At 66.7% G+C, this 20,167-nt stretch carries 21 protein-coding genes and 1 pseudogene; 13 read left to right on the top strand and 9 right to left on the bottom strand.

Translation table 11 applies throughout. The annotated features are described in order from the left end of the window. Positions 1-86 precede the first annotated feature (86 nt). The 4 genes from ACX12F_RS26045 (at position 87) to ACX12F_RS26030 (ending at position 3,353) form a co-directional block, all read left to right on the top strand. A complete protein-coding gene (locus tag ACX12F_RS26045) occupies positions 87-1,496 on the top strand; it encodes a short-chain fatty acyl-CoA regulator family protein (protein WP_459367145.1) in 1,410 nt (469 codons plus the stop codon). A gap of 117 nt (positions 1,497-1,613) precedes the next feature. After that, positions 1,614-2,081 carry a DUF4334 domain-containing protein gene (locus tag ACX12F_RS26040; RefSeq protein ID WP_459367144.1) on the top strand — a complete coding sequence of 156 codons (468 nt, stop codon included), beginning with the start codon at positions 1,614-1,616 and terminating at the stop codon, positions 2,079-2,081. A 65-nt stretch (positions 2,082-2,146) separates the two neighbouring features. Next, positions 2,147-2,701, top strand: coding sequence for a TetR/AcrR family transcriptional regulator (locus tag ACX12F_RS26035; protein WP_459370511.1), 555 nt, complete (start codon positions 2,147-2,149; stop codon positions 2,699-2,701). Further along, positions 2,694-3,353 carry a (2Fe-2S)-binding protein gene (locus tag ACX12F_RS26030; RefSeq protein ID WP_459367143.1) on the top strand — a complete coding sequence of 220 codons (660 nt, stop codon included), beginning with the start codon at positions 2,694-2,696 and terminating at the stop codon, positions 3,351-3,353. The genes ACX12F_RS26035 and ACX12F_RS26030 overlap by 8 nt, the downstream gene beginning before the upstream one ends. Here the strand turns inward: ACX12F_RS26030 and ACX12F_RS26025 are convergent. Beyond that, positions 3,319-4,668 carry a serine hydrolase gene (locus tag ACX12F_RS26025; protein ID WP_459367142.1) on the bottom strand — a complete coding sequence of 450 codons (1,350 nt, stop codon included), beginning with the start codon at positions 4,666-4,668 and terminating at the stop codon, positions 3,319-3,321. The genes ACX12F_RS26030 and ACX12F_RS26025 overlap by 35 nt on opposite strands. Next, positions 4,643-4,960 (bottom strand): mycobilin-forming heme oxygenase MhuD, encoded by a 318-nt coding sequence (gene mhuD / locus ACX12F_RS26020; RefSeq protein ID WP_459367141.1) that lies wholly within the window; start codon positions 4,958-4,960, stop codon positions 4,643-4,645. The genes ACX12F_RS26025 and mhuD overlap by 26 nt, the downstream gene beginning before the upstream one ends. A 90-nt stretch (positions 4,961-5,050) precedes the next feature. Between mhuD and ACX12F_RS26015 the strand changes: the two genes are divergently transcribed. Continuing rightward, positions 5,051-5,809, top strand: coding sequence for an alpha/beta fold hydrolase (locus ACX12F_RS26015; RefSeq protein ID WP_459367140.1), 759 nt, complete (start codon positions 5,051-5,053; stop codon positions 5,807-5,809). Here the strand turns inward: ACX12F_RS26015 and ACX12F_RS26010 are convergent, their stop codons facing one another. After that, a complete protein-coding gene (locus ACX12F_RS26010; RefSeq protein WP_459367139.1) occupies positions 5,810-6,010 on the bottom strand; it encodes a hypothetical protein in 201 nt (66 codons plus the stop codon). A 72-nt stretch (positions 6,011-6,082) separates the two neighbouring features. Here ACX12F_RS26010 and ACX12F_RS26005 point away from each other — a divergent pair, with 72 nt between their 5' ends. Beyond that, positions 6,083-7,057 (top strand): helix-turn-helix domain-containing protein, encoded by a 975-nt coding sequence (locus tag ACX12F_RS26005; RefSeq protein WP_459367138.1) that lies wholly within the window; start codon positions 6,083-6,085, stop codon positions 7,055-7,057. Here the strand turns inward: ACX12F_RS26005 and ACX12F_RS26000 are convergent. Both ACX12F_RS26000 and ACX12F_RS25995 read right to left on the bottom strand, forming a co-directional pair. After that, positions 7,054-7,398, bottom strand: coding sequence for a hypothetical protein (locus tag ACX12F_RS26000; protein WP_459367137.1), 345 nt, complete (start codon positions 7,396-7,398; stop codon positions 7,054-7,056). The two genes, ACX12F_RS26005 and ACX12F_RS26000, sit on opposite strands and share 4 nt — an antisense overlap. Before the next feature lie 114 nt (positions 7,399-7,512). Next, complete coding sequence (locus tag ACX12F_RS25995; protein ID WP_459367136.1) at positions 7,513-8,406, bottom strand: iron-sulfur binding domain-containing protein; 894 nt, start codon at positions 8,404-8,406, stop codon at positions 7,513-7,515. Positions 8,407-8,443: 37 nt separating this feature from the next. Here ACX12F_RS25995 and ACX12F_RS25990 point away from each other — a divergent pair, with 37 nt between their 5' ends. After that, positions 8,444-9,061, top strand: a complete 618-nt coding sequence (locus ACX12F_RS25990) for a carbonic anhydrase (RefSeq protein ID WP_459367135.1) — start codon at positions 8,444-8,446, stop codon at positions 9,059-9,061. A 99-nt stretch (positions 9,062-9,160) separates the two neighbouring features. Beyond that, on the top strand, positions 9,161-9,976 hold the full coding sequence (locus tag ACX12F_RS25985) for a hypothetical protein (RefSeq protein WP_459367134.1): 816 nt from the start codon (positions 9,161-9,163) through the stop codon (positions 9,974-9,976). Between the two features lie 2 nt (positions 9,977-9,978). Here ACX12F_RS25985 and disA read toward each other — a convergent pair whose 3' ends face one another. Then, on the bottom strand, positions 9,979-11,100 hold the full coding sequence (gene disA / locus ACX12F_RS25980; protein ID WP_459367133.1) for a DNA integrity scanning diadenylate cyclase DisA: 1,122 nt from the start codon (positions 11,098-11,100) through the stop codon (positions 9,979-9,981). Positions 11,101-11,133: 33 nt separating this feature from the next. Beyond that, complete coding sequence (gene radA / locus ACX12F_RS25975; RefSeq protein WP_459367132.1) at positions 11,134-12,528, bottom strand: DNA repair protein RadA; 1,395 nt, start codon at positions 12,526-12,528, stop codon at positions 11,134-11,136. A 259-nt stretch (positions 12,529-12,787) separates the two neighbouring features. Between radA and ACX12F_RS25970 the strand changes: the two are divergent. Then, positions 12,788-14,182 (top strand): annotated as a pseudogene (locus tag ACX12F_RS25970) (IS110 family RNA-guided transposase). A gap of 43 nt (positions 14,183-14,225) precedes the next feature. On the opposite strand, the gene ACX12F_RS25965 reads toward ACX12F_RS25970, so the two are convergent. Further along, on the bottom strand, positions 14,226-14,813 hold the full coding sequence (locus ACX12F_RS25965; RefSeq protein ID WP_459367131.1) for a copper chaperone PCu(A)C domain-containing protein: 588 nt from the start codon (positions 14,811-14,813) through the stop codon (positions 14,226-14,228). Positions 14,814-15,184: 371 nt separating this feature from the next. Between ACX12F_RS25965 and carD the strand changes: the two genes are divergently transcribed. The 4 genes from carD to rlmB all read left to right on the top strand — a co-directional run bounded on the left by carD (position 15,185) and on the right by rlmB (position 18,555). After that, positions 15,185-15,673, top strand: a complete 489-nt coding sequence (gene carD, locus ACX12F_RS25960; protein ID WP_043400059.1) for an RNA polymerase-binding transcription factor CarD — start codon at positions 15,185-15,187, stop codon at positions 15,671-15,673. Between the two features lie 20 nt (positions 15,674-15,693). Next, positions 15,694-16,167 (top strand): 2-C-methyl-D-erythritol 2,4-cyclodiphosphate synthase, encoded by a 474-nt coding sequence (gene ispF / locus ACX12F_RS25955; RefSeq protein ID WP_459367130.1) that lies wholly within the window; start codon positions 15,694-15,696, stop codon positions 16,165-16,167. Positions 16,168-16,228: 61 nt separating this feature from the next. Continuing rightward, positions 16,229-17,608 carry a cysteine--tRNA ligase gene (cysS, locus tag ACX12F_RS25950; RefSeq protein WP_459370510.1) on the top strand — a complete coding sequence of 460 codons (1,380 nt, stop codon included), beginning with the start codon at positions 16,229-16,231 and terminating at the stop codon, positions 17,606-17,608. 5 nt (positions 17,609-17,613) lie between these two features. Continuing rightward, positions 17,614-18,555: a 23S rRNA (guanosine(2251)-2'-O)-methyltransferase RlmB gene (gene rlmB / locus ACX12F_RS25945; RefSeq protein WP_459367129.1), complete on the top strand. Its 942-nt coding sequence runs from the start codon at positions 17,614-17,616 to the stop codon at positions 18,553-18,555. Here rlmB and ACX12F_RS25940 read toward each other — a convergent pair. Then, the gene (locus ACX12F_RS25940) at positions 18,552-20,099 is read right to left on the bottom strand and encodes a purple acid phosphatase family protein (RefSeq protein ID WP_459367128.1); all 1,548 of its coding nucleotides are present in this window, start codon (positions 20,097-20,099) and stop codon (positions 18,552-18,554) included. The two genes, rlmB and ACX12F_RS25940, sit on opposite strands and share 4 nt — an antisense overlap. Positions 20,100-20,167 lie beyond the last annotated feature (68 nt).

The raw sequence follows: 20,167 nt of genomic DNA, 5'->3' as shown, positions 1-20,167 counted from the left end.
AAAGCCACGGTAAATGCATAATTTTGTGTCCTTGGCGGCCCCAGTTTGCGAACTTTGTGTAAGGAGCTGCGGCTAGGCTCGCGGCGGTGGCAAAGACATTCGTGGGCGCCCGTCTGCGACGGCTGCGTGAAGAACAGGGCCTGACTCAGGTCGCGTTGGCGCGCGCGCTGGATCTGTCGACCAGCTACGTCAACCAGCTGGAAAATGACCAGCGGCCCGTGACGGTGCCGGTGCTACTGACGTTGGCCGAGCGGTTCGACCTGCCGACCAACTACTTCGCACCCGATTCGGATGCCCGGCTGGTGTCCGACCTGCGCGAGATCCTGGCTGACACCTCGGCTACCGCCGGTCAGATCGAGGAACTGGTGGCCAGGATGCCGGCCGTGGGTCAGATGCTGGTCAGTATGAATCGCCGATTGTTCGACGCCACAACCGAACTCGACGCCATGCACACCCGGGCCACAGTGAACGCGCCGTTACCGCAGCCGATGCCGTTCGAAGAGGTGCGTGACTTCTTCTACGACCGGAAGAATCACGTCGGCGAACTGGACGTCGCGGCCGAGTCGTTGTTCGAGCGGTTCGGTTTGCGCATCGGCGGTCTGGATCAGCAACTCGCCGACCTGTTGGCCGCGGAGCTCGGCATCACCGTAGTGATCGACGACGGAGACGTGTTGGGCTCCAACACGAAACGGTCCTACCGGCAGGACATCGGCGTGCTCTACCTGGCCCGCTGGCTCCACCCGGGGCAGCGGGCGTTTCAGCTGGCCACCCAGGTGGGGCTGCTGATGTATGCCGACCTCATCGCAGCACTGGTGGCCGCTGACGACCAACTGAGCTCGGAGGCAAGGGAAGTCGCGCAGATCGGGTTGGCGAACTACTTCGCCGGCGCGCTGCTGATGCCGTATCGGCCGTTCTTGGCGGCGGCCGAAGAGCTGCGCTACGACATCGACCAGTTGGCCCGCCGCTTCGGGGTGGGATTCGAGACCGTGTGTCATCGACTGTCGACGCTGCAGCGCCCCGATGCCCGGGGTGTGCCGTTCATCTTCGTGCGCACCGATAGTGCCGGCAACATCTCGAAACGTCAGTCCGCCACGGCCTTTCACTTCTCACGCGTGGGTGGCAACTGTCCGCTTTGGGTGGTGCATCAGGCCTTCGCACGCCCAGGGGAGTTCATCACCCAGGTGGCGCAGATGCCTGACGGACGGTCGTACTTCTGGATCGCGCGCACGGCGACGTCGGCCCCGAGCCGGTTCCGGGGGCCGCGGAAACAGTTCGCGATCGGTCTGGGTTGCGACCTTGCGCACGCCGACAAGCTGATCTATTCGGCCGGGATCGACCTGGCTGACCCGGAGGCCGCGGTGCCGATCGGTGCGGGCTGCAAGATTTGTGATCGGTCCGCATGCCCGCAGCGCGCGTTCCCGTACCTCGGCCGTCCGGTGGTAGTCGACCGGCATACCAGCACCGATCTGCCGTATCGCCCGCTCGGTCCGAGCTAGCCCGTCGCGGGTCGGTCCGGACTACTTTATTGACGTAGCCGTAGTATCAGACACTTGCCGAACCGGTTGGTTCGGAACTACAGTCAGTTTCCGAACCAACTGACTTGGGAGGTCGTTGTGGACGTCGATACCGCCCGTGCTCGTTTCACTGAACTGCGGGGCCAGGCCCATGTCGATCCGGCCGAGCTGGACGAAATCTGGGCCTCGCTGGACACCGTCAGATCGGCAGAGATCGTGGGGCACTGGAAAGGCGATGAGTTCGACACCGGGCACAAGATGAATGGCCAACTCCAGGCCGCGCGGTGGTACGGCAAGTTCTTCGACTCGGTGAACGAGGTCGAGCCCATCGTCTGCTATGACGAAGCGGGGCAACTGTTTTCGAACCGCGAACTGAGCCGTGGGGGCGCGTCGTTGTGGGACATCGAGTTTCGTGGCGAGGTGACCGGCACCATGGTCTACGACGGGCAGCCGGTGTTCGACCATTTCAAGCGGGTCGACAACAACACCCTGATGGGCATCATGAACGGCAAGCGGCAGCGCACCGACGACAAGCTGTTCTACTTTCTTCTCGAACGCGACCAGTGAGGTAGCTGGCTGTTACCCTGTTAGGCGCTATGAGGGCGGCCGGGCATGCAACACGTGAGCGCATCATGGCGGCCGCCAAGGCGGAATTCTCCGCCCTCGGATTTGCCGGTGCCCGGCTGAATCGCATTGCCGCCGAAGCCAACGCCAGCAAGGAACGGCTGTACAGCTACTTCCAGAGCAAGCAGAACCTGTTCGAGGCGGTGGTCGAGCAGTGGATTCAGGACGCTCCGTACGACGCGATCTTCAAACCCGACGACGTCCCGGCGTACGCCGTGGCGCTCTTCGACTACATGGTGGCCGATCCGGTCGGGGCTCGTTTGCAGCGCTGGATCGAGCTGGAGGCCGCCGACGGGATGTTCGGTGACCACGTGCTGCGCCGCATCTTCCAGTCCAAGCTCGACCGGATCGCCGAAGCCCAGCGCAGCGGCATCATCGACGCGTCGTGGCGGCCGATGGATCTGCTGGTCTTGCTGAACGACATGACCTACGCGCTCGCCGCGGGCGGTTTCGGTATCGACCGCATCGTCGATCAGCCGATGTCTCCGGAAACCGCCGCGGTGCGTCGGGCCGCTGTCGCCGAAGCTGCCCGCCGGCTGGTTCGACAACCCGGCGGTGAATGACCACCTGGCCGCCTTCGGCCCCTTCTTTGCCTTTGTGCGGCAGCAGGATTCGCCGGTAGAGCCGTGGCGGCCGATGTCAGAGCTGGCCGACCATCCGGACGCGCTCGCCGCTCGCGTGCAGAAGGTGCGTCATGCACTGATGGGCAACGGGGAACCGGAGACTCGTGTCGCCGCGTCGGTCGCGCACCTCGGGCTGGTGGCGCGGTTGATCGCGCCGATGATCGGCGCTGCCGCTCTCGGTGAGCCGGTTTCGTGGTCGCTGGCCGACCTGGCCTGGCAGGACGAACTGGGCGGGCCGTACCCGCTGGCGGTGACGGCAGCGGATAACCCGGGGCCGCCCGCCGTCGACGCCATCACCGAGGCGTTCGGACCATTCGGCGTCAGCCCGAAAGTGCTGTGGGGCAACGTGGGATCAGCGGCCAACAGCGCAGCCCAGCAGGTTGGCCGGGTCCGGCCGGACTTGGCCGAGATGGCTCGACACGCGGCCGACGCGGTGCTCGCAGACCCCAGGGTCGACGGCGGCGCACTGCGGTCGGGGCCGGCTTTCCGGCGTAACAGCTGCTGCCTGATCTACAAGTTGGCGGACGACCGGGCGGCGTGCTGCGGCGACTGTGTGCTCACCGCACCGGAATCAGGTCGAACGCCTGCTTGATGATGCTCAGCAGCCACTGCGCCGCAGTTTGCCCCTTGAACGTCGGCCAGGTCAGCTGAAAGTTCACCACCCACGGCTGGCCCGTGTGGTCGACGGCGTACCAGCTGAATCCAAGGTCACCGGGCAGATTGCCGCCTTTGGACCCGAGGTACGGCCACTTGGTGCGGTCCAGGTCGATGCCGGCGACCTTCGACATGATGTCGCGTACCGGTGCTGCGGGCCCGACAGCGGCAGCCTGCACCGCGACGTGCTCGCGGCAGATGTCTGCGGCGCTGCCGTACCACTCCGCCCCGATGCTGGATGCCGGCGTGCGCGTCCGGTACGGATCCGGCTCGTAGGGGCGTGAACTCACCTGCTGCAGCAGTGCGGTGCGCTGGGCCTTGGTGCCGTTCTTCCACTCGTCGCGGACATCTGGCTTGCCCCAGCCGATGGAGAACAGTTCGTGCATGGTCGGGTAGGGCGTCAGGCTCGCCGGATCGTGGTGCCCGGCGATGACCAGAGCCTGATCGACCGCGGCCGGCCCCACTTTGTTTATCAGCATGTCGGTGGCCATGTTGTCGCTGACCGAGATCATCTGTTGCGCGGCCTCGCGGACCGTCACCTGCGTGCCCGGCGTCAGGTTGTCCATGCCGGCCGAACCGAGCTTCTTGCCCTCTGCGGTGACAGTTACCTTGTCGTCCCAACTGAGGGTGCCGGCTGACACTGCTCGCGCAACCGCAAGCAGCACATAGATTTTCATGATCGACGCCAGAGGCATCGGTTCGTCGACGTTGGTGCCGGCGACCTTGACGCACTTGCCGTCGACGACCTTGGCCACCTGATACGAGTAGTGGGCTCCGGATTTGGCGATCTGCGCATCGACGTCGGCCCATGACTTGACCGGCGGCGGACGCAGCGAGACCTCCATGCGGTCGACGGTGCCCTTGCCGTCGACGTGCAGCTGGATGTCCTGGTTCACGCCATAGGAGTTGGTGACGTGCAAGGTCGACTGCCCGGCGCCGATGTCGATGCCGGTGAGCTTGAACGGCCGGTCCCACCAGATCCACTTCATCCGGTAGGTGATGTCGTCCACCTGATCGGGCGCGGCAAGGGTCTTCACCCCGGCCGGCTCGATGGACCAGTCGGAGTTGAGCATGTCCATCGTCTGCCGGGACCGCATGCCCTGCGGGGTGCTCATGTCGATCAGCGCGCCGTAGGCAGCGCTCGATGGCGGCGGGGCGGCGGCAGGCGTGCTGCAGCCACCCAAGACGACGATGACTGCGCCGGCCGTGGCCAGCGCAGTACGGGTCTTATGCCTGCTGGCCCGAACCAGCAACGTCCAACACAACCTCGAATTCGAGCAGGGATGCGCCGGTGGCGACGGGGTTGGCCCGCTGCCCGGCGTGCGCCTCGACGGCCGGGCCGGTGGCCCAGGCCTGGAACGCCTCGTCGGACTCCCACTGCGTCACCACGAAGTAGCGGTTCTCGCCCTTGACCGGGCGCAGCAGCTGGAACCCGAGGAAGCCGGGCTGCCCGTCCACAGCGTGGGCGCGGTTCGCGAACCGCTTCTCCAATTCCGGGCCGGCGTTGGGCGGAACTTCGATCGCGTTGATCTTCACCACAGACATGTGGTTCAGGTTACCGCGCTGCCCAGCTGCGCCGGAGGCGTGCAACGGGCGCAGTGCGGGAGGGCCCGCCCGCGCAGGCAATATAGGTCTATGACGACGGACCTGCTCACCGCCCGCGGCGGCACCGGCGAGCCGATTGTGCTGGTGCACGGGCTGATGGGCCGCGGGATGACGTGGGACCGGCAGTTGCCGTGGCTGACCGATCTGGGCGAGGTCTACACCTACGACGCGCCCTGGCATCGTGGCCGCGGCGTCCACGATGCGGAGCCGACCAGCACCGAACGGTTCGTCGCCGACCTGGCCGACGCGGTCGGCTCGCTGGGGCGCCCGGCGCGGATGATCGGGCACTCGATGGGCGGGTTGCACAGCTGGTGTCTGGCCGCGGCCCATCCGGAACTGGTCACCGCTTTGGTGGTCGAGGACATGGCTGCGGATTTCGTCGGCTTCACCATCGGTGCCTGGGAACCATGGGCGCATGCCCTGCCGGTCGAGTTTGATTCGGAACAGCAGGTTCTCGACATGTTCGGCCCGATAGCCGGCCGCTATTTTCTGGAAGCGTTCGACCGGACGGAGGCCGGCTGGCGACTGCATGGCGAGGCCAGTCGCTGGGTGGCGATCGCCGCCGAATGGGGCACTCGCGACTACTGGCAGCAGTGGGCCGCGGTGCGGGTGCCGACGCTTCTCGTCGAAGCCGGCAACTCGGTCGCGCCACCGGGGCAGATGCGCAAGATGGCCGAGATCGGCTATCAGACAACGTATTTGGAAGTGCCTGGAGCCGGCCACCTCGTGCACGACGACGCTCCCGACATCTACCGCCGCGCGGTCGAGGATTTTCTCGCGTCCGTTTGACTATTCGAATCGGGAGCGCACCGCGGCGAGGTCATGCTCGGCGCGGGCCAGGTCCCGGCTGTCGCCGACGTCGGTCCAGTCGAAATTGCCGAAACCATTACGCGCACCGGGATTTCGGGTGATGGCGCTCAGTGCGGCGCCGAGTGCGAATGGGGCGACCATGATCGCGACCATCGCGATCAAGGTCAGGGCGGTGTTCATAGCGATAATTGTCAGATCGGCGGCAACCGAATAAACAGTGGCAGTTCGGACGGTAATCGATAAGATGCTGCCATGATCAAGAGTGTCTCGGTCCTGGTGATGGACGGGGTGGCGCCGTTCGAGTTCGGCGTGGTGTGCGAGGTGTTCGGTATCGACCGATCGGCCGATGGCGTGCCGAACTTCGACTTCAAGGTGTGTGGACCGGAGGCCGGACGGCCCGTACGGACTGCGGTCGGTGCGTCACTGATCCCCGACCACGGAATCGACCAGCTCCTGGGGGTCGACCTGGTGGCCATACCGGCGGTGGCGGGTCCCGACTATCCGCAGGCGGCGCTCGATGCCATTCGCGATGCCGCGGACTCCGGCTCGATGATCCTGACCATCTGCTCGGGAGTCTTCGTCGCCGGCGCCGCGGGTCTGCTCGACGGTCGCGCGTGCACCACGCACTGGATGCATGCGGACAAGCTGGCCCGCAGGTTTCCCACCGCTCGCGTCGATCGCGACGTGCTCTTCGTCGACGATGGAAATCTGATCACCAGTGCGGGCACCGCCGCGGGCATCGACGCCTGCCTGCATTTGGTGCGGCGCGAATTGGGCAGCGAGATCACCAACAAGATCGCCCGTCGCATGGTGGTGCCGCCGCAGCGCGACGGCGGTCAGCGCCAGTTCATCGAGCAGCCGATCCCGGTGCGGTGCTCGGAAGGCTTTGCGCCCCATCTGGATTGGATTATCACCAACCTGCGCCAGCCGCACACGGTGGACAGCCTGGCCAAGCGCGCCAGCATGTCGGGCCGGACCTTCGCGCGGCGTTTTGTCGAGGAGACCGGACGGACCCCGATGCAGTGGGTCACCGACCAGCGTGTGCTCTACGCCCGCCGGTTGCTGGAGGAGACGGACCTCGACGTTGACCGGGTGGCCGACAAGGCCGGATTCGGTACCGCGACCCTGCTGCGGCACCATTTCCGGCGCGTTGTCGGCGTCAATCCGTCGGATTACCGACGGCGGTTCTCCTGCCCGCTCGGGCTGGCATCACCACAGGGTGGCTAACCCTGGGGGCGGCACTGCACGTTGACGTACACGGTGTCGAACTGGCCGGAGTCGATCCGCTGGCCCCTGCCGTCGAAGTTGCTGCCGGACAACCCGTGCACGTCGGTCACCGAGCACGCGGACAGTGGCCCGGAGGTGCTGGTGTTGACCTGGACGTGATAGCCGCGGGACTGCAGCTCGTGGATGGTGTCGACGGCTGAGCCGCCACCGGTCGGCAGCGCGGATGCCGTGGCCGGAGCGATGGTCAGTGCGGCAAACCCGGCTGCTGCGGCTCCGGCGATGACGAGGCCGCGACGACGGTTGTTTGCTTTCTGTTCACCTGAAATTCGGTATGCGGTCATGCTTCAGTTCTATCCGAGGATTTCGGCATGTGGTAGCGACTCATGCCGTTCTCATGGGAACGGGCCTGTTTCCATGCCGTTCTCACGTAAACGGAGCCCGGCCTCGCCCGGCGGTCAGTTCGCGCGCTCACCCTCGCCGGCCAGCGCGTACCGGTCATCGGCGGTCTGCTCGACCAGGCCGTCGACCAGCAGTGAGTCCAAAGCCCGGTCACGCTGTGCGGTGTCGGTGAGCCACGCCACGTCCAACTGGGCACGGGTCACCGGGGTCGCGCTGCCGCGCAACACATCCAGCAGCCGGCCCCGCACCTGGCGGTCGGTGCCGGCGTATTTCTGCACCGGACGCGTTGGTGTGGCGATCTCGGGATGCCCGGCGCTCCGCCAGGCGCACGTGGTCAGCGGGCATATGCCGCATTTCGGTGCGCGGGCAGTGCAGACGATCGCGCCGAGTTCCATCAGTGCCGCCGAAAACACATGTGCGGTGCCATCTTTCGGCAGCAGTGCGGCGACGTCGTCCAGGTCGCGGGTGCGCGCCGGGGTGTCGGCCACGCCACGCACCGTGCGCGCGACCACCCGGCGCACGTTGGTATCGACCACCGGAACGTCCTGCTGGTAGGCGAAACATGCGACGGCCCGTGCGGTGTACGCACCGATGCCCGGCAGTGTCAGCAGGGTCTCGACGTCCCGGGGCACTTCGTCGTCGTGCTGGGTGGCGATGACTTCGGCGCATTCGTGTAATCGCTTGGCGCGGCGCGGATAGCCCAATTTGCCCCAGGCGCGCAGCACGTCCGCGGCGCCGGCCGCGGCGGTCGCGGACGGGGTGGGCCAGCGGGCGATCCACTCCCGCCAGATCGGTTCGACCCGCGAAACCGGGGTCTGCTGCAACATGAACTCGCTGACCAGGATTTGCCATGCGGTCACATCCGGGGCGCGCCACGGCAGGTCGCGCTGCGCCGTGCGATACCAATCCAGGAGCTCGTCGGCGGGTATGAGAATTCGCCCTGAACTCATTGCGCATCCACTATGCGAGCAGGGCACAATGGGCGACATGCCCAACTCGAACCCGATAAGCGCCTGGAAAGCACTCAGAGAGGGTAACGAGCGCTTCGTTGCCGGCGAGTCGCTGCACCCCAGCCAGAGCATCGAGCGCCGGACCGAACTGGCCGGCGGGCAGAAGCCGACGGCCGTGCTCTTCGGTTGCGCCGACAGCCGCGTCGCCGCCGAGATCATCTTCGATCAAGGGCTCGGCGACATGTTCGTGGTGCGTACCGCCGGCCACGTCCTCGATTCCTCGGTGATCGGGTCCATCGAGTACGCCGTGGCGATCCTCGAGGTGCCGCTGATCGTCGTGCTGGGCCACGACAGCTGTGGTGCGGTGCAGGCCACCATCACCGCATTGGACGACGGCTCGGTGCCGGGCGGATTTGTGCGGGACATCGTCGAGCGCGTCACGCCGTCGATCCTGGTCGGCCGCCGAGAGGGACTCACCGAGGTTGACGAGCTCGAGGCCAAGCACGTCAATGAGACGGTGCGCCTGCTGAGCGAGCGGTCCAACATCATCGCCGAACGCCTGGCGTCGGGCAAGGTCGCAATCGTGGGCGCCACCTATCATCTGGCCGAGGGCCGCGTGACCAAGCGCGACCACATCGGCGACATCGGCGAGTAGTCGGCCCGCCGACGTGGCGAACAGCGAGAGGCCCAGTTCACAGACGACACGCCGCACCGGGTCAGGGCGCACCACGTTTCGTGCCCTTACCGTGACAATGTGCCGGATCTAGAGCCACATGGCCCGCTGCCATCCCAGATCTATTGGCGACGGCGGATGCTGGCCATCGGTGTCGGCGCGGTCGTCCTGCTCCTGGTCGTGATCATCGGGGTCGTCGTCTTCAGCAACAGCACGGGCGATTCCAAACAGTCTCAGCCCTCCGCGAAGCCATCGACGTCCGCGACCCCGCTGCCGGGTGAGACGCCCGGGGTCAAGAGTCCGATCGTGCCGCCGCCCGGGAACGCGCCCCCGGCCCCGACACCCACCCCGACTACGGCGGTCACCCCGCCGCCCGTGCTCAAGGCCGGTGACGACTGCCCGGACAGCACGCTCGCGGCCAAGGGCATCACCAACCAGCCCACGTACGTGATCGGCGACCAGCCGAAGTTCACCATGGTCGTCACCAATATCGGTATGGTCGAGTGCAAGCGGGATGTCGGTGCCGCGGTGCTGGCCGCCTACGTCTACTCGCTGGACAACAACCGGCTGTGGTCCAACCTGGACTGCGCGCCGTCGAACGAGACCCTCGTCCGTGCCTTCAAACCGGGCGAGCAGGTGACCACCGAGGTGACGTGGACCGGCATGAGCTCGGCGCCCAACTGCCCGCTGCCGCGCCAGGCGATCGGCCCGGGCACGTACAACCTGGTCGTCCAGCTCGGCAACCTGCGGTCGGCTCCGGTGCCCTTCGTCCTGTCGGAAGCGCAACAGCCCGGGCCGGGTGAGCCGCCGGCCGGCGAAGCCCCGGCGCCGGCTCCTGCTCCCGCTCCGGCTGCCCCTGCGCCCGGCGAGCCGACGCTGCCCGGCCCCGCCAACTGAGCTCAGGCCAAGCGGTCGGCGATAGTCGACTCGGCGAGCAACGACAAACCCTCGCGGATGTGGCGGGCCCACATGGACCCGATACCTTCCACCGACTGCAGGTCGTCGGAGCTGGCGGCCAGCAGGCCCTGCAACGATCCGAACGAGCGCACCAACAGATCGACATGCGCGAACTGCAGGCGAGGGATGCCGGCCATGGCCCGGTAGCCCCGTGAACTCATCGCCGAATCCTGCGCCTCGGCAGTCGACGGATAGCCGAAAACCCTTGCGAGCGTAGTGAAGTCGAGCAGTTCATTGTCGCTCAGTGCGTCGAGCTCCTCGAGCGTGGCGGTCACCTGGTCGGCGGTCGGCGGGTCGGGGTTGGCGTGGTAGTCACGGACGATCAGTTCGCGAGCGGCATCGTTGTCGCCGACGAGTTCGTCGAGCTGCAGCTTGAGCTGACGCCCGTCGGTACCGAGCTCGACGACGTCGGCGTCGATCTCGAGGCTGATCCGGCGGACCATCTCCATGCGCTGCACGACGGTCATGACGTCCCGCAGCGTCACGAAGTCCTCGATCTCGGCCATCGACAGCTGCTTGCTGACCTCGTCGAGGCGGAACTTGTACCGCTCCAGCGTGGCGATGGTCTGGTTGGCGCGGGACAGGATGGTGGCCGATTCCGGGACGACGTGCCGCTCACCGGCCACGTACACCGTCACGATGCTCATCGAATGGCTGACCGACACCACCGGGAAACCGGTCTGGATGGCCGCGCGCTCGGCGGACCGGTGCCGGGTACCGGATTCATCGGTGGGGATGGAGGGATCGGGCACCAGCTGGACGTTGGCCCGCAGGATTCGGGTGAGATCGCTCGAGAGCACCACGGCGCCGTCCATCTTCGACAGCTCCCGCAGCCGGGTCGGCGCGAAGCGGACGTCCAGCGGGAAGCCGCCGTCACAGATGGACTCGACACTGTCGTCGTAGCCCAGCACGATCAGCCCACCGGTACGGCCGCGCAGGATGCGCTCCAGCCCGTCCCGCAGGGGGGTGCCGGGCGCCAGCTTGCCCAACGTCTCGCGCAATGTCGGTCGGGCCAGGTGCACGACGTTGCCCCGCCCGGCGCGGTTCGCTGCTTTCACCGACATCGGTGTACTCCTCGGTGGTTTTCCGGCCGGGCTCTACCCGGTCCGGTCCACATTCTCTGTGATCTTGCGCAACACCCGCAACGCCGCGGTGATGTTGTCCGCCGGGAGTACCCGAAGACCTCGCGGCGGCGACTCGATTCCGGTGGGCACCACCGCTGTCGTGAAGCCGAGTCGGGCGGCCTCGGCAAGCCGGCGGTCCATACCGGTGACCCGGCGCAGATCGCCGGCCAGGCCCACCTCGCCGATCGCGATCGCGGTGGCCGGCAGCGGCAGATCGGTGTACGCCGACGCGATGGCCAATGCGACCGCCAGATCCGATGAGGGATCGGTCAACCGCATGCCACCCACCGTGGACAGGTAGATGTCGTTGCTGCCGACCGGCAGCCGTGCCCGCTTCTCCAGCACCGCGGTGATCATGGCGGCACGGGCCGAGTCGATGCCGCTGACCGCGCGGCGCGGTGATCCGGCCGAGGGCGAGCCGATCAGGGCTTGCACCTCGCCGATCAGTGGCCGCTTGCCGTCCAGGCTGACCGTCACCGCGGTGCCGGACACCGGGGCCGGCCGCTGGTCGAGGAAGAGTCCCGACGGGTCGGCGACGCATTCGATTCCGTTGTCGTGCAACATGAAACAGCCGACCTCGTCGGCCGCGCCGAAGCGGTTCTTGACGCCGCGGACCATGCGCAGCGCCGAAGCGCGGTCACCTTCGAAGTGCAGCACCACGTCGACCAGGTGCTCCAGCGAGCGCGGCCCGGCGATGGCGCCGTCCTTGGTGACGTGGCCGACGAGGACCATGGCGATGCCCGTGGTTTTGGCGGCCATGGTGAGCGCGGTGGTGACGGCGCGGACCTGCGTCACGCCGCCGGTGACGCCCTCGGCCTCGGCGGTGGACATGGTCTGCACCGAATCCACCACGACCAACGTGGGCTGGACCGCCTCGATGTGGCCGAGCGCGGTCTGCAGGTCTGACTCGGCAGCCAGGTAGACGTCGTCGTGCGTGCAGCCGGTGCGTTCGGCCCGCAGCCGGATCTGTCCGGCCGATTCCTCGCCGGACAGATAGAGCGCCCGGCGGCCGGACATGGCCCAGCGGTGTGCGACCTCGAGTAGCAGCGTCGACTTGCCGACGCCGGGATCGCCGGCCAGCAGCGTCACCGACCCCGGCACGACGCCGCCGCCCAGCACGCGGTCCAATTCGCTGATCCCGGTGTGGAAGTGCCTGGTGGTGCCCGGATCGATCGAGCTGATCGGCACGGCAGGGGAGGCGGGTGCGACGGCCCGGTGTGTTGCGGGCGTCAGCGAGTTCAGAACCGCGACTTCGGTGACCGTGCCCCAGGTGCCGCAGTCGGGGCAGCGGCCCACCCATTTAGCCGTTGTGTGCTGGCATTCCGAGCACCGAAACTGCGAACGTACTTTCGAACCGGTTCTGGCCATGCCGCGAACTTAGTCGTCGGCACCGACATTTAGCCTTTGAGTGAGTCCGTGGGCAGGTCGAGGCACCGACCGGGACACCCGGTGATCCCTGACGTCTGAGTGGCCGCCCGCGGGCTCGGTGCCTGGTCGAGCGGTGTCCTTGTTCGGGAACTTGGAGCCAGCCTGAGGGTGGGACTCCTGCTTAGAGAATGTCTGGGCCGTGGCCGCGATGGTCAGTCACCTGGGAAGACAGGATCGGGCTGACAGGAGCAAAACGACGATGGCATTGACGTTGGGTATCGACGTGGCAGTGCGGGCGGCGCACCAAGGGACGCTGGCCCGCGACGGAATCACGGTGTGGCGTGGCCGCAAGTTCTCAACCCGACCGGCGGAGCTGGAACGGTTGTGGGATGACCTGAACCTCGCTGATCCGGGTGATCTGACGGTCGTGGTTGAGCCGACCCGCAACGCGTGGATCGTGGTGGCGGAGTGGTTCCGCCGCCGCGGGGCCCGAGTGGTGATGGTTCCCACCACCCAATCAGCGGATCTGCGCAAGTACTACTCCAAGCACACCAAGAACGATCGGATCGACTCCGAGTTGCTGGCCCGGCTGCCACTTTTACATCCCGAAGGCCTGCGTGAGTATTCCGGCCAGGGACCAGCAGACCCGTTGCGGCGCTTGGTCAAACAGCGCTCCACCATGGTCAAACGCCGAGTCGCCGTCTACGCCCGACTCGATGCACTCGTCGAGCTCCTCGGGCCGGATTGGTATGCGGTGCTCGGTTCGAATTACGGCATCGCGGCGTTGGAGTTCCTGGCCCGTTACGCCGATCCGCATGCGGTGCTCCGGCTGGGTCGCGGACGTCTGAGCAGGTTCTTGATCGCCCGGTCCCGTGGCGCGTGACGCAGCGACCACGCCGCCGGCCTTATCGCCGCGGCCAAGGAAACCCTCGTGCTGTGGGGTTCGGACGGGATGAACTTCGCGGAATTGTCCGAAGACATCGCACATGAAGCCGAACAGGCGCTGTTTTTAACTCGGCAAATCAAGCAGATCGACGAACGAGTCGCGAACCTTTACGCCGAGGCCGACCCCGATGGCATCGTTGCCTCTGCTCCCGGCGTCGGACCGGTCATCAGCGCCGTGATCGCTGGGCGGATCGGTGATCCGCACCGATTCACCTCACTGGCGGCGGTCCGCGCCTATACCGGACTGGTCCCCAAGGTCAGCCAGTCCGGGGTGAGCAAGGTCGAATCCTCGATCACCAAGGCCGGCGACCCGCTGCTGCGCGAAATGCTCTGCACCGCAGCCGATCAAGCCCGCAAGATCGACCCGCAAATCGCGGCGAAATACCAGCGACTGATGGCCGGCGACCGCCACCACGACTCCGCGATCTGCCACCTGGCCACCCTGCTGGTCACCAGGATCACCACGTGCATGCGCACCGGCCAGCCCTACGCCCTGCGCGATATCGACGGCACCCCGATCACCGAAGCTCAGGGCCGCGTGCTCGTTAAAGAGCGCTACCAGATTGAGCCGCGCCGCCGAGACAACATCCGGCACCAACGTATGCGCGACCGCCGCAACCAAGGGGCGGGCCAGGAGTCACAGGAGTCGCCAAGCGCTCCAACATCCAGGCCCGCCACCAATCACCCTACGAGCCAACACATCGCTTGACATCCGTTAGGAACTCAGAATCTGGCAGGCGCAGCGGAGCGGCTCAGTGATGTCCCTCGCCGGCGGCAGGTGCCGCCGCAGCGTCACCGGCCTCGCGACGCGGGGCGTCGCCGGCGGAGATCGGGACGGCGATGGTCTTCTCGCCGGCATTCTGGAACTTGAACGTGAAGTTGTAGTTCAGGCCGTTGCTGATGGGCTTGGTCAGCGCCACCATCGCGATGGAGGTCGTGGCGTCCTCGGACCGCGGCAGGGTCTGCTTCTGGCCGTCCGGGGTGCCGACCAGCAGCACACCGCCCGCGGGCACCGTGGTGCCGCCGTTGATCATCACCTCACCGGCGTCAGAGCTGATGCCGACGAGCTTGTCGGGGTTCTCGAGCGACTTGTTGGTCGCGACGAACAGCAGCTCGACCATGGTGCCGGGCTTGACGAAGTCGCGGGTCTGGGGTGCGCGCAGGTACACGTTGCGCAGGTCCACGCCGGCCTTGTCGTTGCCGATGGTGGTGGCGGTGCCGTTGACCGCAGGCAGCTGGTTCGCGCTCTGTGAGACCTGGCCGCTGCTGCAGCCGGTGAGCGTCACCGCGGTGGCCAGCCCGAAGGCGGCCAGCGTGACGGCAGAAGTGCGCGATTTCATGCGGTTCACTCAAGCCTCCTGCTTGGGCGCCAGCGGCGATGCGCGTGACGGCCTCGGATATGTCTACAGCTCTGTCCTGCTGTGCTCCCCGGACTGGTCCGGCGTTCGACTATGCAGAGTAGTAGGTGGCGATGGACGGCGGTAGCGGAGGCCTGCTATCGGCCTGGTTCGAGCGTATTTCCGGCTGGGAACGACCGGTGAATGGGACGTGAATCGGGCGCAATTCGGCCGTATTGTGGCCCTCGCCACTGCACGTAAACGCTGCGCTGTCAACCCCTTTCGTGCATCTGCATGGCCCCTGACCTGCATTGTTGATCCGCGGGTGTCTGACGCCCGTGCTAACATTGCTATGTGAAAGGGGCTCGAATCTGATGATTTTCAAGGTCGGAGACACCGTCGTTTACCCACACCACGGTGCAGCATTGATCGAGGCGATTGAAACCCGGACCATTAAAGGCGAGCAGAAAGAATATCTCGTCCTCAAGGTTGCGCAGGGCGATCTGACCGTTCGAGTACCCGCAGAAAACGCTGAATACGTCGGTGTTCGCGACGTGGTTGGTCAGGAAGGCCTCGACAAGGTCTTCCAGGTGCTGCGCGCCCCGCACACCGAGGAGCCGACCAACTGGTCTCGTCGTTACAAGGCGAACCTGGAGAAGCTGGCCTCCGGTGACGTGAACAAGGTCGCCGAGGTTGTTCGCGACCTGTGGCGTCGCGACCAGGAGCGTGGCCTGTCCGCCGGCGAGAAGCGCATGCTGGCCAAGGCTCGTCAGATCCTCGTCGGTGAACTGGCCCTGGCCGAGAACACCGATGACGCGAAGGCCTCCACCATCCTGGACGAGGTTCTCGCCGCGGCGTCCTGAGCGCCATCCCCGACGGAGCAGTGAACTTCCGTATCGGTCTCGGTACCGATGTACATCCCATCGAGGCAGGGCGGCCGTGTTGGCTGCTGTGCTTGTCGTTCGAGGACGCTGACGGCTGTGCCGGGCATTCCGACGGCGACGTGGCCGCGCACGCACTCTGTGATGCCCTGCTGAGTGCGGCCGGCCTCGGTGACCTGGGCAGCGTCTTCGGGACCGATCGTCCTGAATGGCGCGGCGTGACGGGCACCGACATGCTCAAACATGTCTCCACGCTGCTTGCCGCTGCCGGTTTCCGGGTGGGCAATGCGGCGGTCCAAGTGATCGGCAATCGCCCGAAAATCGCTCCCCGCAGGGAAGAGGCCCAGCGCGTGCTGTCGGCGCTTCTGGACGCTCCTGTCTCCGTTTCGGCGACCACCACGGACGGCCTAGGGCTCACCGGACGGGGCGAGGGTCTGGCCGCGATTGCGACGGCGCTGGTGGTCTCGCTCGATTAGGCCGGTAAGCTGGCCCGTCGTGACCGAACACCGTCTTGAGGGCCTGCAGCTCTACGACACCATGACCGGTGCCGTGCGGGACTTCACCCCGGTGCGGCCCGGGCACGCATCCATCTACCTGTGCGGCGCAACAGTGCAGGGCCTGCCCCACATCGGCCATGTGCGCAGCGGCGTCGCGTTCGACGTGCTGCGGCGGTGGCTGACGGCCAAGGGCTACGACGTCGCGTTCATCCGGAACGTCACCGATATCGACGACAAGATTCTGGGCAAGGCCGCCGAAGCCGGCCGGCCTTGGTGGGAGTGGGCCGCCACCTTTGAACGCGCCTTCACCGCCGCATACGACGCGCTGGGCGTGCTACCGCCGTCGGCCGAGCCGCGGGCGACCGGACACATCACCCAGATGGTCGAGGTCATCGAGAAGCTGATTGCTCGGGGACACGCCTACTGGGCCGGTCCGGATGCCGGCGGTGACGTCTACTTCGACGTGCTGAGCCAGCCCGACTACGGCAAGCTCTCGGGCCACCGCATCGACGACGTGCACCAGGGTGAGGGTGTGGCGACCGGCAAGCGCGATCCGCGGGACTTCACCCTGTGGAAGGGCGCCAAGCCCGGTGAGCCGTCGTGGCCGACGCCGTGGGGCCGGGGGCGCCCGGGCTGGCACACGGAGTGCGTGGCCATGTGCCAGGAGTACCTGGGCGCCGAATTCGACATCCACGCCGGCGGTATGGACCTGATCTTCCCGCACCACGAGAACGAGACGGCGCAGGCCAACGCGTGCGGTGACGAGTTCGCGCGCTTCTGGCTGCACAACGGCTGGGTCACCATGGGTGGCGAGAAGATGAGCAAGTCGCTGGGCAATGTGCTGGCAATTCCGGCTGTGCTGCAACGGGTTCGGGCTGCCGAGCTGCGCTACTACCTGGGCAGCGCGCACTACCGGTCCATGCTGGAGTTCTCCGAGAACTCGCTGCAGGACGCGGCCAAGGCCTATACCGGCATCGAGGAATTCCTGCACCGGGTCCGCACCCGCGTGGGTGCCGTCGAGGTCGGCACCTGGACCGAGAAGTTCGCGGCCGCACTGGATGACGACCTGGCGGTACCCGCGGCACTGGCCGAGGTGCACGCCACCCGGGCCGACGGCAACCGGGCGCTGGACGCCGGCGACCACGCCGGCGCGATGGCTGCGGCGACGTCGATTCGGGCCATGATGGGCATCCTGGGCTGCGATCCGCTCGACGAGCGCTGGGAAACTCGCGACGAGACGTCGGCAGCCCTGAATGCCGTTGATGCGCTGGTGCATTGGGCGCTCAAGAGCCGCACCGAGGCCCGCGAGAACCGCGACTGGGCCGCCGCCGACGCGATCCGGGACCAGCTGAAACTGGCCGGCATCGAGGTCACCGATACCGCTGACGGCCCGCAGTGGGCCCTGACTGATGGGGCCTGATTCATATGGCTGGAAACTCCCAGCGCCGCGGCGCTATTCGTAAAGAGGGCACCAAGAAGGGCCCGACCGTCGGCTCCGGCGGGCAGCGTCGGCGCGGCCTCGAAGGTAAGGGCGCGACTCCGCGTGCCGAACAGCGCCCGAACCACAAGGCGTACAAAGTTGCGCAGAAGGCTGCCCGATCGAACCAGGGACGGCACAAGAAGACGGACGACGTCGAGGTCGTGGTCGGCCGCAACCCTGTCGTCGAATGCCTGCGGGCCGGCGTGCCCGCCACCGCGCTCTACGTGGTGCTGGGTACGGAAGCCGATGAGCGGCTGACCGAATCGGTGACGCGCGCCGCCGATGCCGGCATCGCGATCATGGAGGTGCAGCGCCACGACCTGGACCGCATCACCAGCAATGGCATGCATCAGGGCATCGCACTGCAGGTGCCGCCCTACCAGTACATGTACCCGGACGATCTGCTGAAGTCCGCCACCGCCGACTCCACACCGGCCCTGCTTGTCGCGCTCGACAACATCTCGGACCCGCGCAACCTCGGCGCCATCGTGCGTTCGGTGGCGGCGTTCGGCGGGCACGGCGTGGTGATCCCGCAGCGGCGTTCGGCCTCGGTCAGCGCGGTGGCCTGGCGCACCAGTGCCGGTGCGGCAGCCCGACTGCCGGTATCGCGGGCGACGAATCTCAATCGGACGCTGAAGGATTGGGCCGATGCGGGCCTGACGATCGTCGGGCTGGACGCCGGCGGCGACACCACCCTGGACGAGCTGGACGCGTCTGGACCGATGGTTGTCGTGGTGGGTTCGGAGGGCAAGGGACTCTCGCGCCTGGTGCGGGAGAACTGCGACCACATTGTCTCCATCCCGATGGCGGGCCCTACCGAGTCGCTCAATGCGTCGGTGGCCGCCGGTGTGGTGCTGGCCGAGATCGCCCGGCAGCGAAGGGATTAGCGGTCGGTGCGGGGCCGCGTCAGTCTGAACTTGTCGACCGCTGTCACCTCGCCGAACGGACCAGTCACCGCGTAATACGTGGCGTCCATTGACGTGTTGCCGCCAGGCTGGCCCGGGTCGACATCGAAAGCCACGAAGCCGCAGGGGTTGTCCCGATCGCGGAAGACGGACCAGGGTGCCGCTTCCTCGATGTAGTTCGGCGTCTTCCTTCCGGTACTGGGATTCACTTCTCCCGCGGACATGAGCACCCGGCAGCGCGGCTCGGGGAACAGCATCGCGTTCGACGGAATCGACGTGCCGCCCCCGCCGATGACCAGATGCACCGTGCCTTTGCTGGTATCGATCAAATCGGGTTGTGCCTCAACTGGTTTCGGTGTCAAGGTGTCGGTCGGCAAGGTGCCGTGAATCGCATGGCTACGTTCGTAGTGGTGCTCGTGCCCGCAGACCACGAGGTCGACGTTGAACCGGTCGAACAGGGGCAGCCAGTTCTCCCGGATGCCCAGGTCGGCGCCGTTGGTCTTGTTGCCCGTAGAAACCGCCGTCTGGTGCATGCACACCACCACCCAGTCGATGCCCTTGTCTCTGCGGGTTTGTTCGAGTTCTTGTTCGAGCCAACGCTTTTGGGCTCCACCCGAATAGCCGCGCACGTATGAGTTGCCGCCGTCCTGGTAGCAGACGTCGTCGTTGGCGAGGATGACCACGCGGACCGAGCCGGCGGTGAAGGCGTACCACAGGCCGCGGAGTTCGGGATCGGAACCGGAATCCGGCAGCCCGAAGTAGGCCTGGTAGGCGCCGTAGCCGATCGGGCCGTTGCCCAGCTCGTTCTCGTGATTTCCCGGCGCCGGCATCCACGGTCGATGCCGCGCGGAGCGGCTGTTGTTCTCGAACCACTCCGACCAGGTGCGGACCCGGTCATGAGCGAGGTTGGCGTAGCAGAGGTCGCCGTTGACCAGGTGAAACAGCGGGGCCAACCGCTCCACTGCGGTCGTGATGTCACCGGCGGCCGGGGACCCGACGTGGTCGCTGCCGAAGGATGCCGCCACCTTGGCGTCCAGCATGGGGGTCGACTGATCGCCGAAGCTGGTGAAACGGATAGGTGCCCGGCCCCGCGGCGCGGTACGCACTGAACCCAGCTCTGGACCGGCGCCGTCGTGTACGGCGGCGTAGACGTAGTCGGTATCGGGTGCGAGTCCGGTCAACCGTGCGTGGTGGACACGAATCTCGCTGCGGGACGTGGCATCCCGGTAGGTGACGGTCTCGGCTGCGACGGCGTTGCCGACCCCGGCGTCGGGAGTGCCCACCATGACGCGAGGGTTGTTGACTGCGACTGCGGTGTGCCAGGACACCACGACCTCGCTGGACGCGTCGGCGCCGAACTGGGTGTGCAATCCGGTGACCGATGGTGCGCCGTTGCGGTCAGGGCGCTGCCAGAGCGTCGGACCGGTGCGCTTGGTCGTGACGTACCCGCCGGCGGCGGCTCCGACACCCGCGCCGACGAGAGCCGACGTGCCTCCCACGATCAGCGTTCTACGGCTCACGTCCACGACAGTCCATCTTGCCGACGATGTGGCCGATCGGCTTGCGGCAACACCGCCGGAACACGAATCGACGT

The sequence above is a fragment of the Mycolicibacterium sp. HS_4_1 genome (assembly GCF_054515875.1).
The sequence above is the reverse complement of the archived record's forward strand: the minus strand, read 5'-3'. Positions and strand labels throughout refer to the sequence as shown.

Excerpts from the sequence above, each read along its gene's own strand:
- ACX12F_RS26035 (WP_459370511.1), top strand. The coding sequence starts at position 2,147 with ATGGCGGCCGCCAAGGCGGAATTCTCCGCCCTCGGATTTGCCGGTGCC.
- mhuD (WP_459367141.1), bottom strand. The coding sequence starts at position 4,960 with ATGTCTGTGGTGAAGATCAACGCGATCGAAGTTCCGCCCAACGCCGGC.
- ACX12F_RS26015 (WP_459367140.1), top strand. The coding sequence starts at position 5,051 with ATGACGACGGACCTGCTCACCGCCCGCGGCGGCACCGGCGAGCCGATT.
- ACX12F_RS26010 (WP_459367139.1), bottom strand. The coding sequence starts at position 6,010 with ATGAACACCGCCCTGACCTTGATCGCGATGGTCGCGATCATGGTCGCC.
- ACX12F_RS26005 (WP_459367138.1), top strand. The coding sequence starts at position 6,083 with ATGATCAAGAGTGTCTCGGTCCTGGTGATGGACGGGGTGGCGCCGTTC.
- ACX12F_RS26000 (WP_459367137.1), bottom strand. The coding sequence starts at position 7,398 with ATGACCGCATACCGAATTTCAGGTGAACAGAAAGCAAACAACCGTCGT.
- ACX12F_RS25995 (WP_459367136.1), bottom strand. The coding sequence starts at position 8,406 with ATGAGTTCAGGGCGAATTCTCATACCCGCCGACGAGCTCCTGGATTGG.
- ACX12F_RS25990 (WP_459367135.1), top strand. The coding sequence starts at position 8,444 with ATGCCCAACTCGAACCCGATAAGCGCCTGGAAAGCACTCAGAGAGGGT.
- disA (WP_459367133.1), bottom strand. The coding sequence starts at position 11,100 with ATGTCGGTGAAAGCAGCGAACCGCGCCGGGCGGGGCAACGTCGTGCAC.
- radA (WP_459367132.1), bottom strand. The coding sequence starts at position 12,528 with ATGGCCAGAACCGGTTCGAAAGTACGTTCGCAGTTTCGGTGCTCGGAA.
- ACX12F_RS25965 (WP_459367131.1), bottom strand. The coding sequence starts at position 14,813 with ATGAAATCGCGCACTTCTGCCGTCACGCTGGCCGCCTTCGGGCTGGCC.
- carD (WP_043400059.1), top strand. The coding sequence starts at position 15,185 with ATGATTTTCAAGGTCGGAGACACCGTCGTTTACCCACACCACGGTGCA.
- cysS (WP_459370510.1), top strand. The coding sequence starts at position 16,229 with ATGACCGGTGCCGTGCGGGACTTCACCCCGGTGCGGCCCGGGCACGCA.
- rlmB (WP_459367129.1), top strand. The coding sequence starts at position 17,614 with ATGGCTGGAAACTCCCAGCGCCGCGGCGCTATTCGTAAAGAGGGCACC.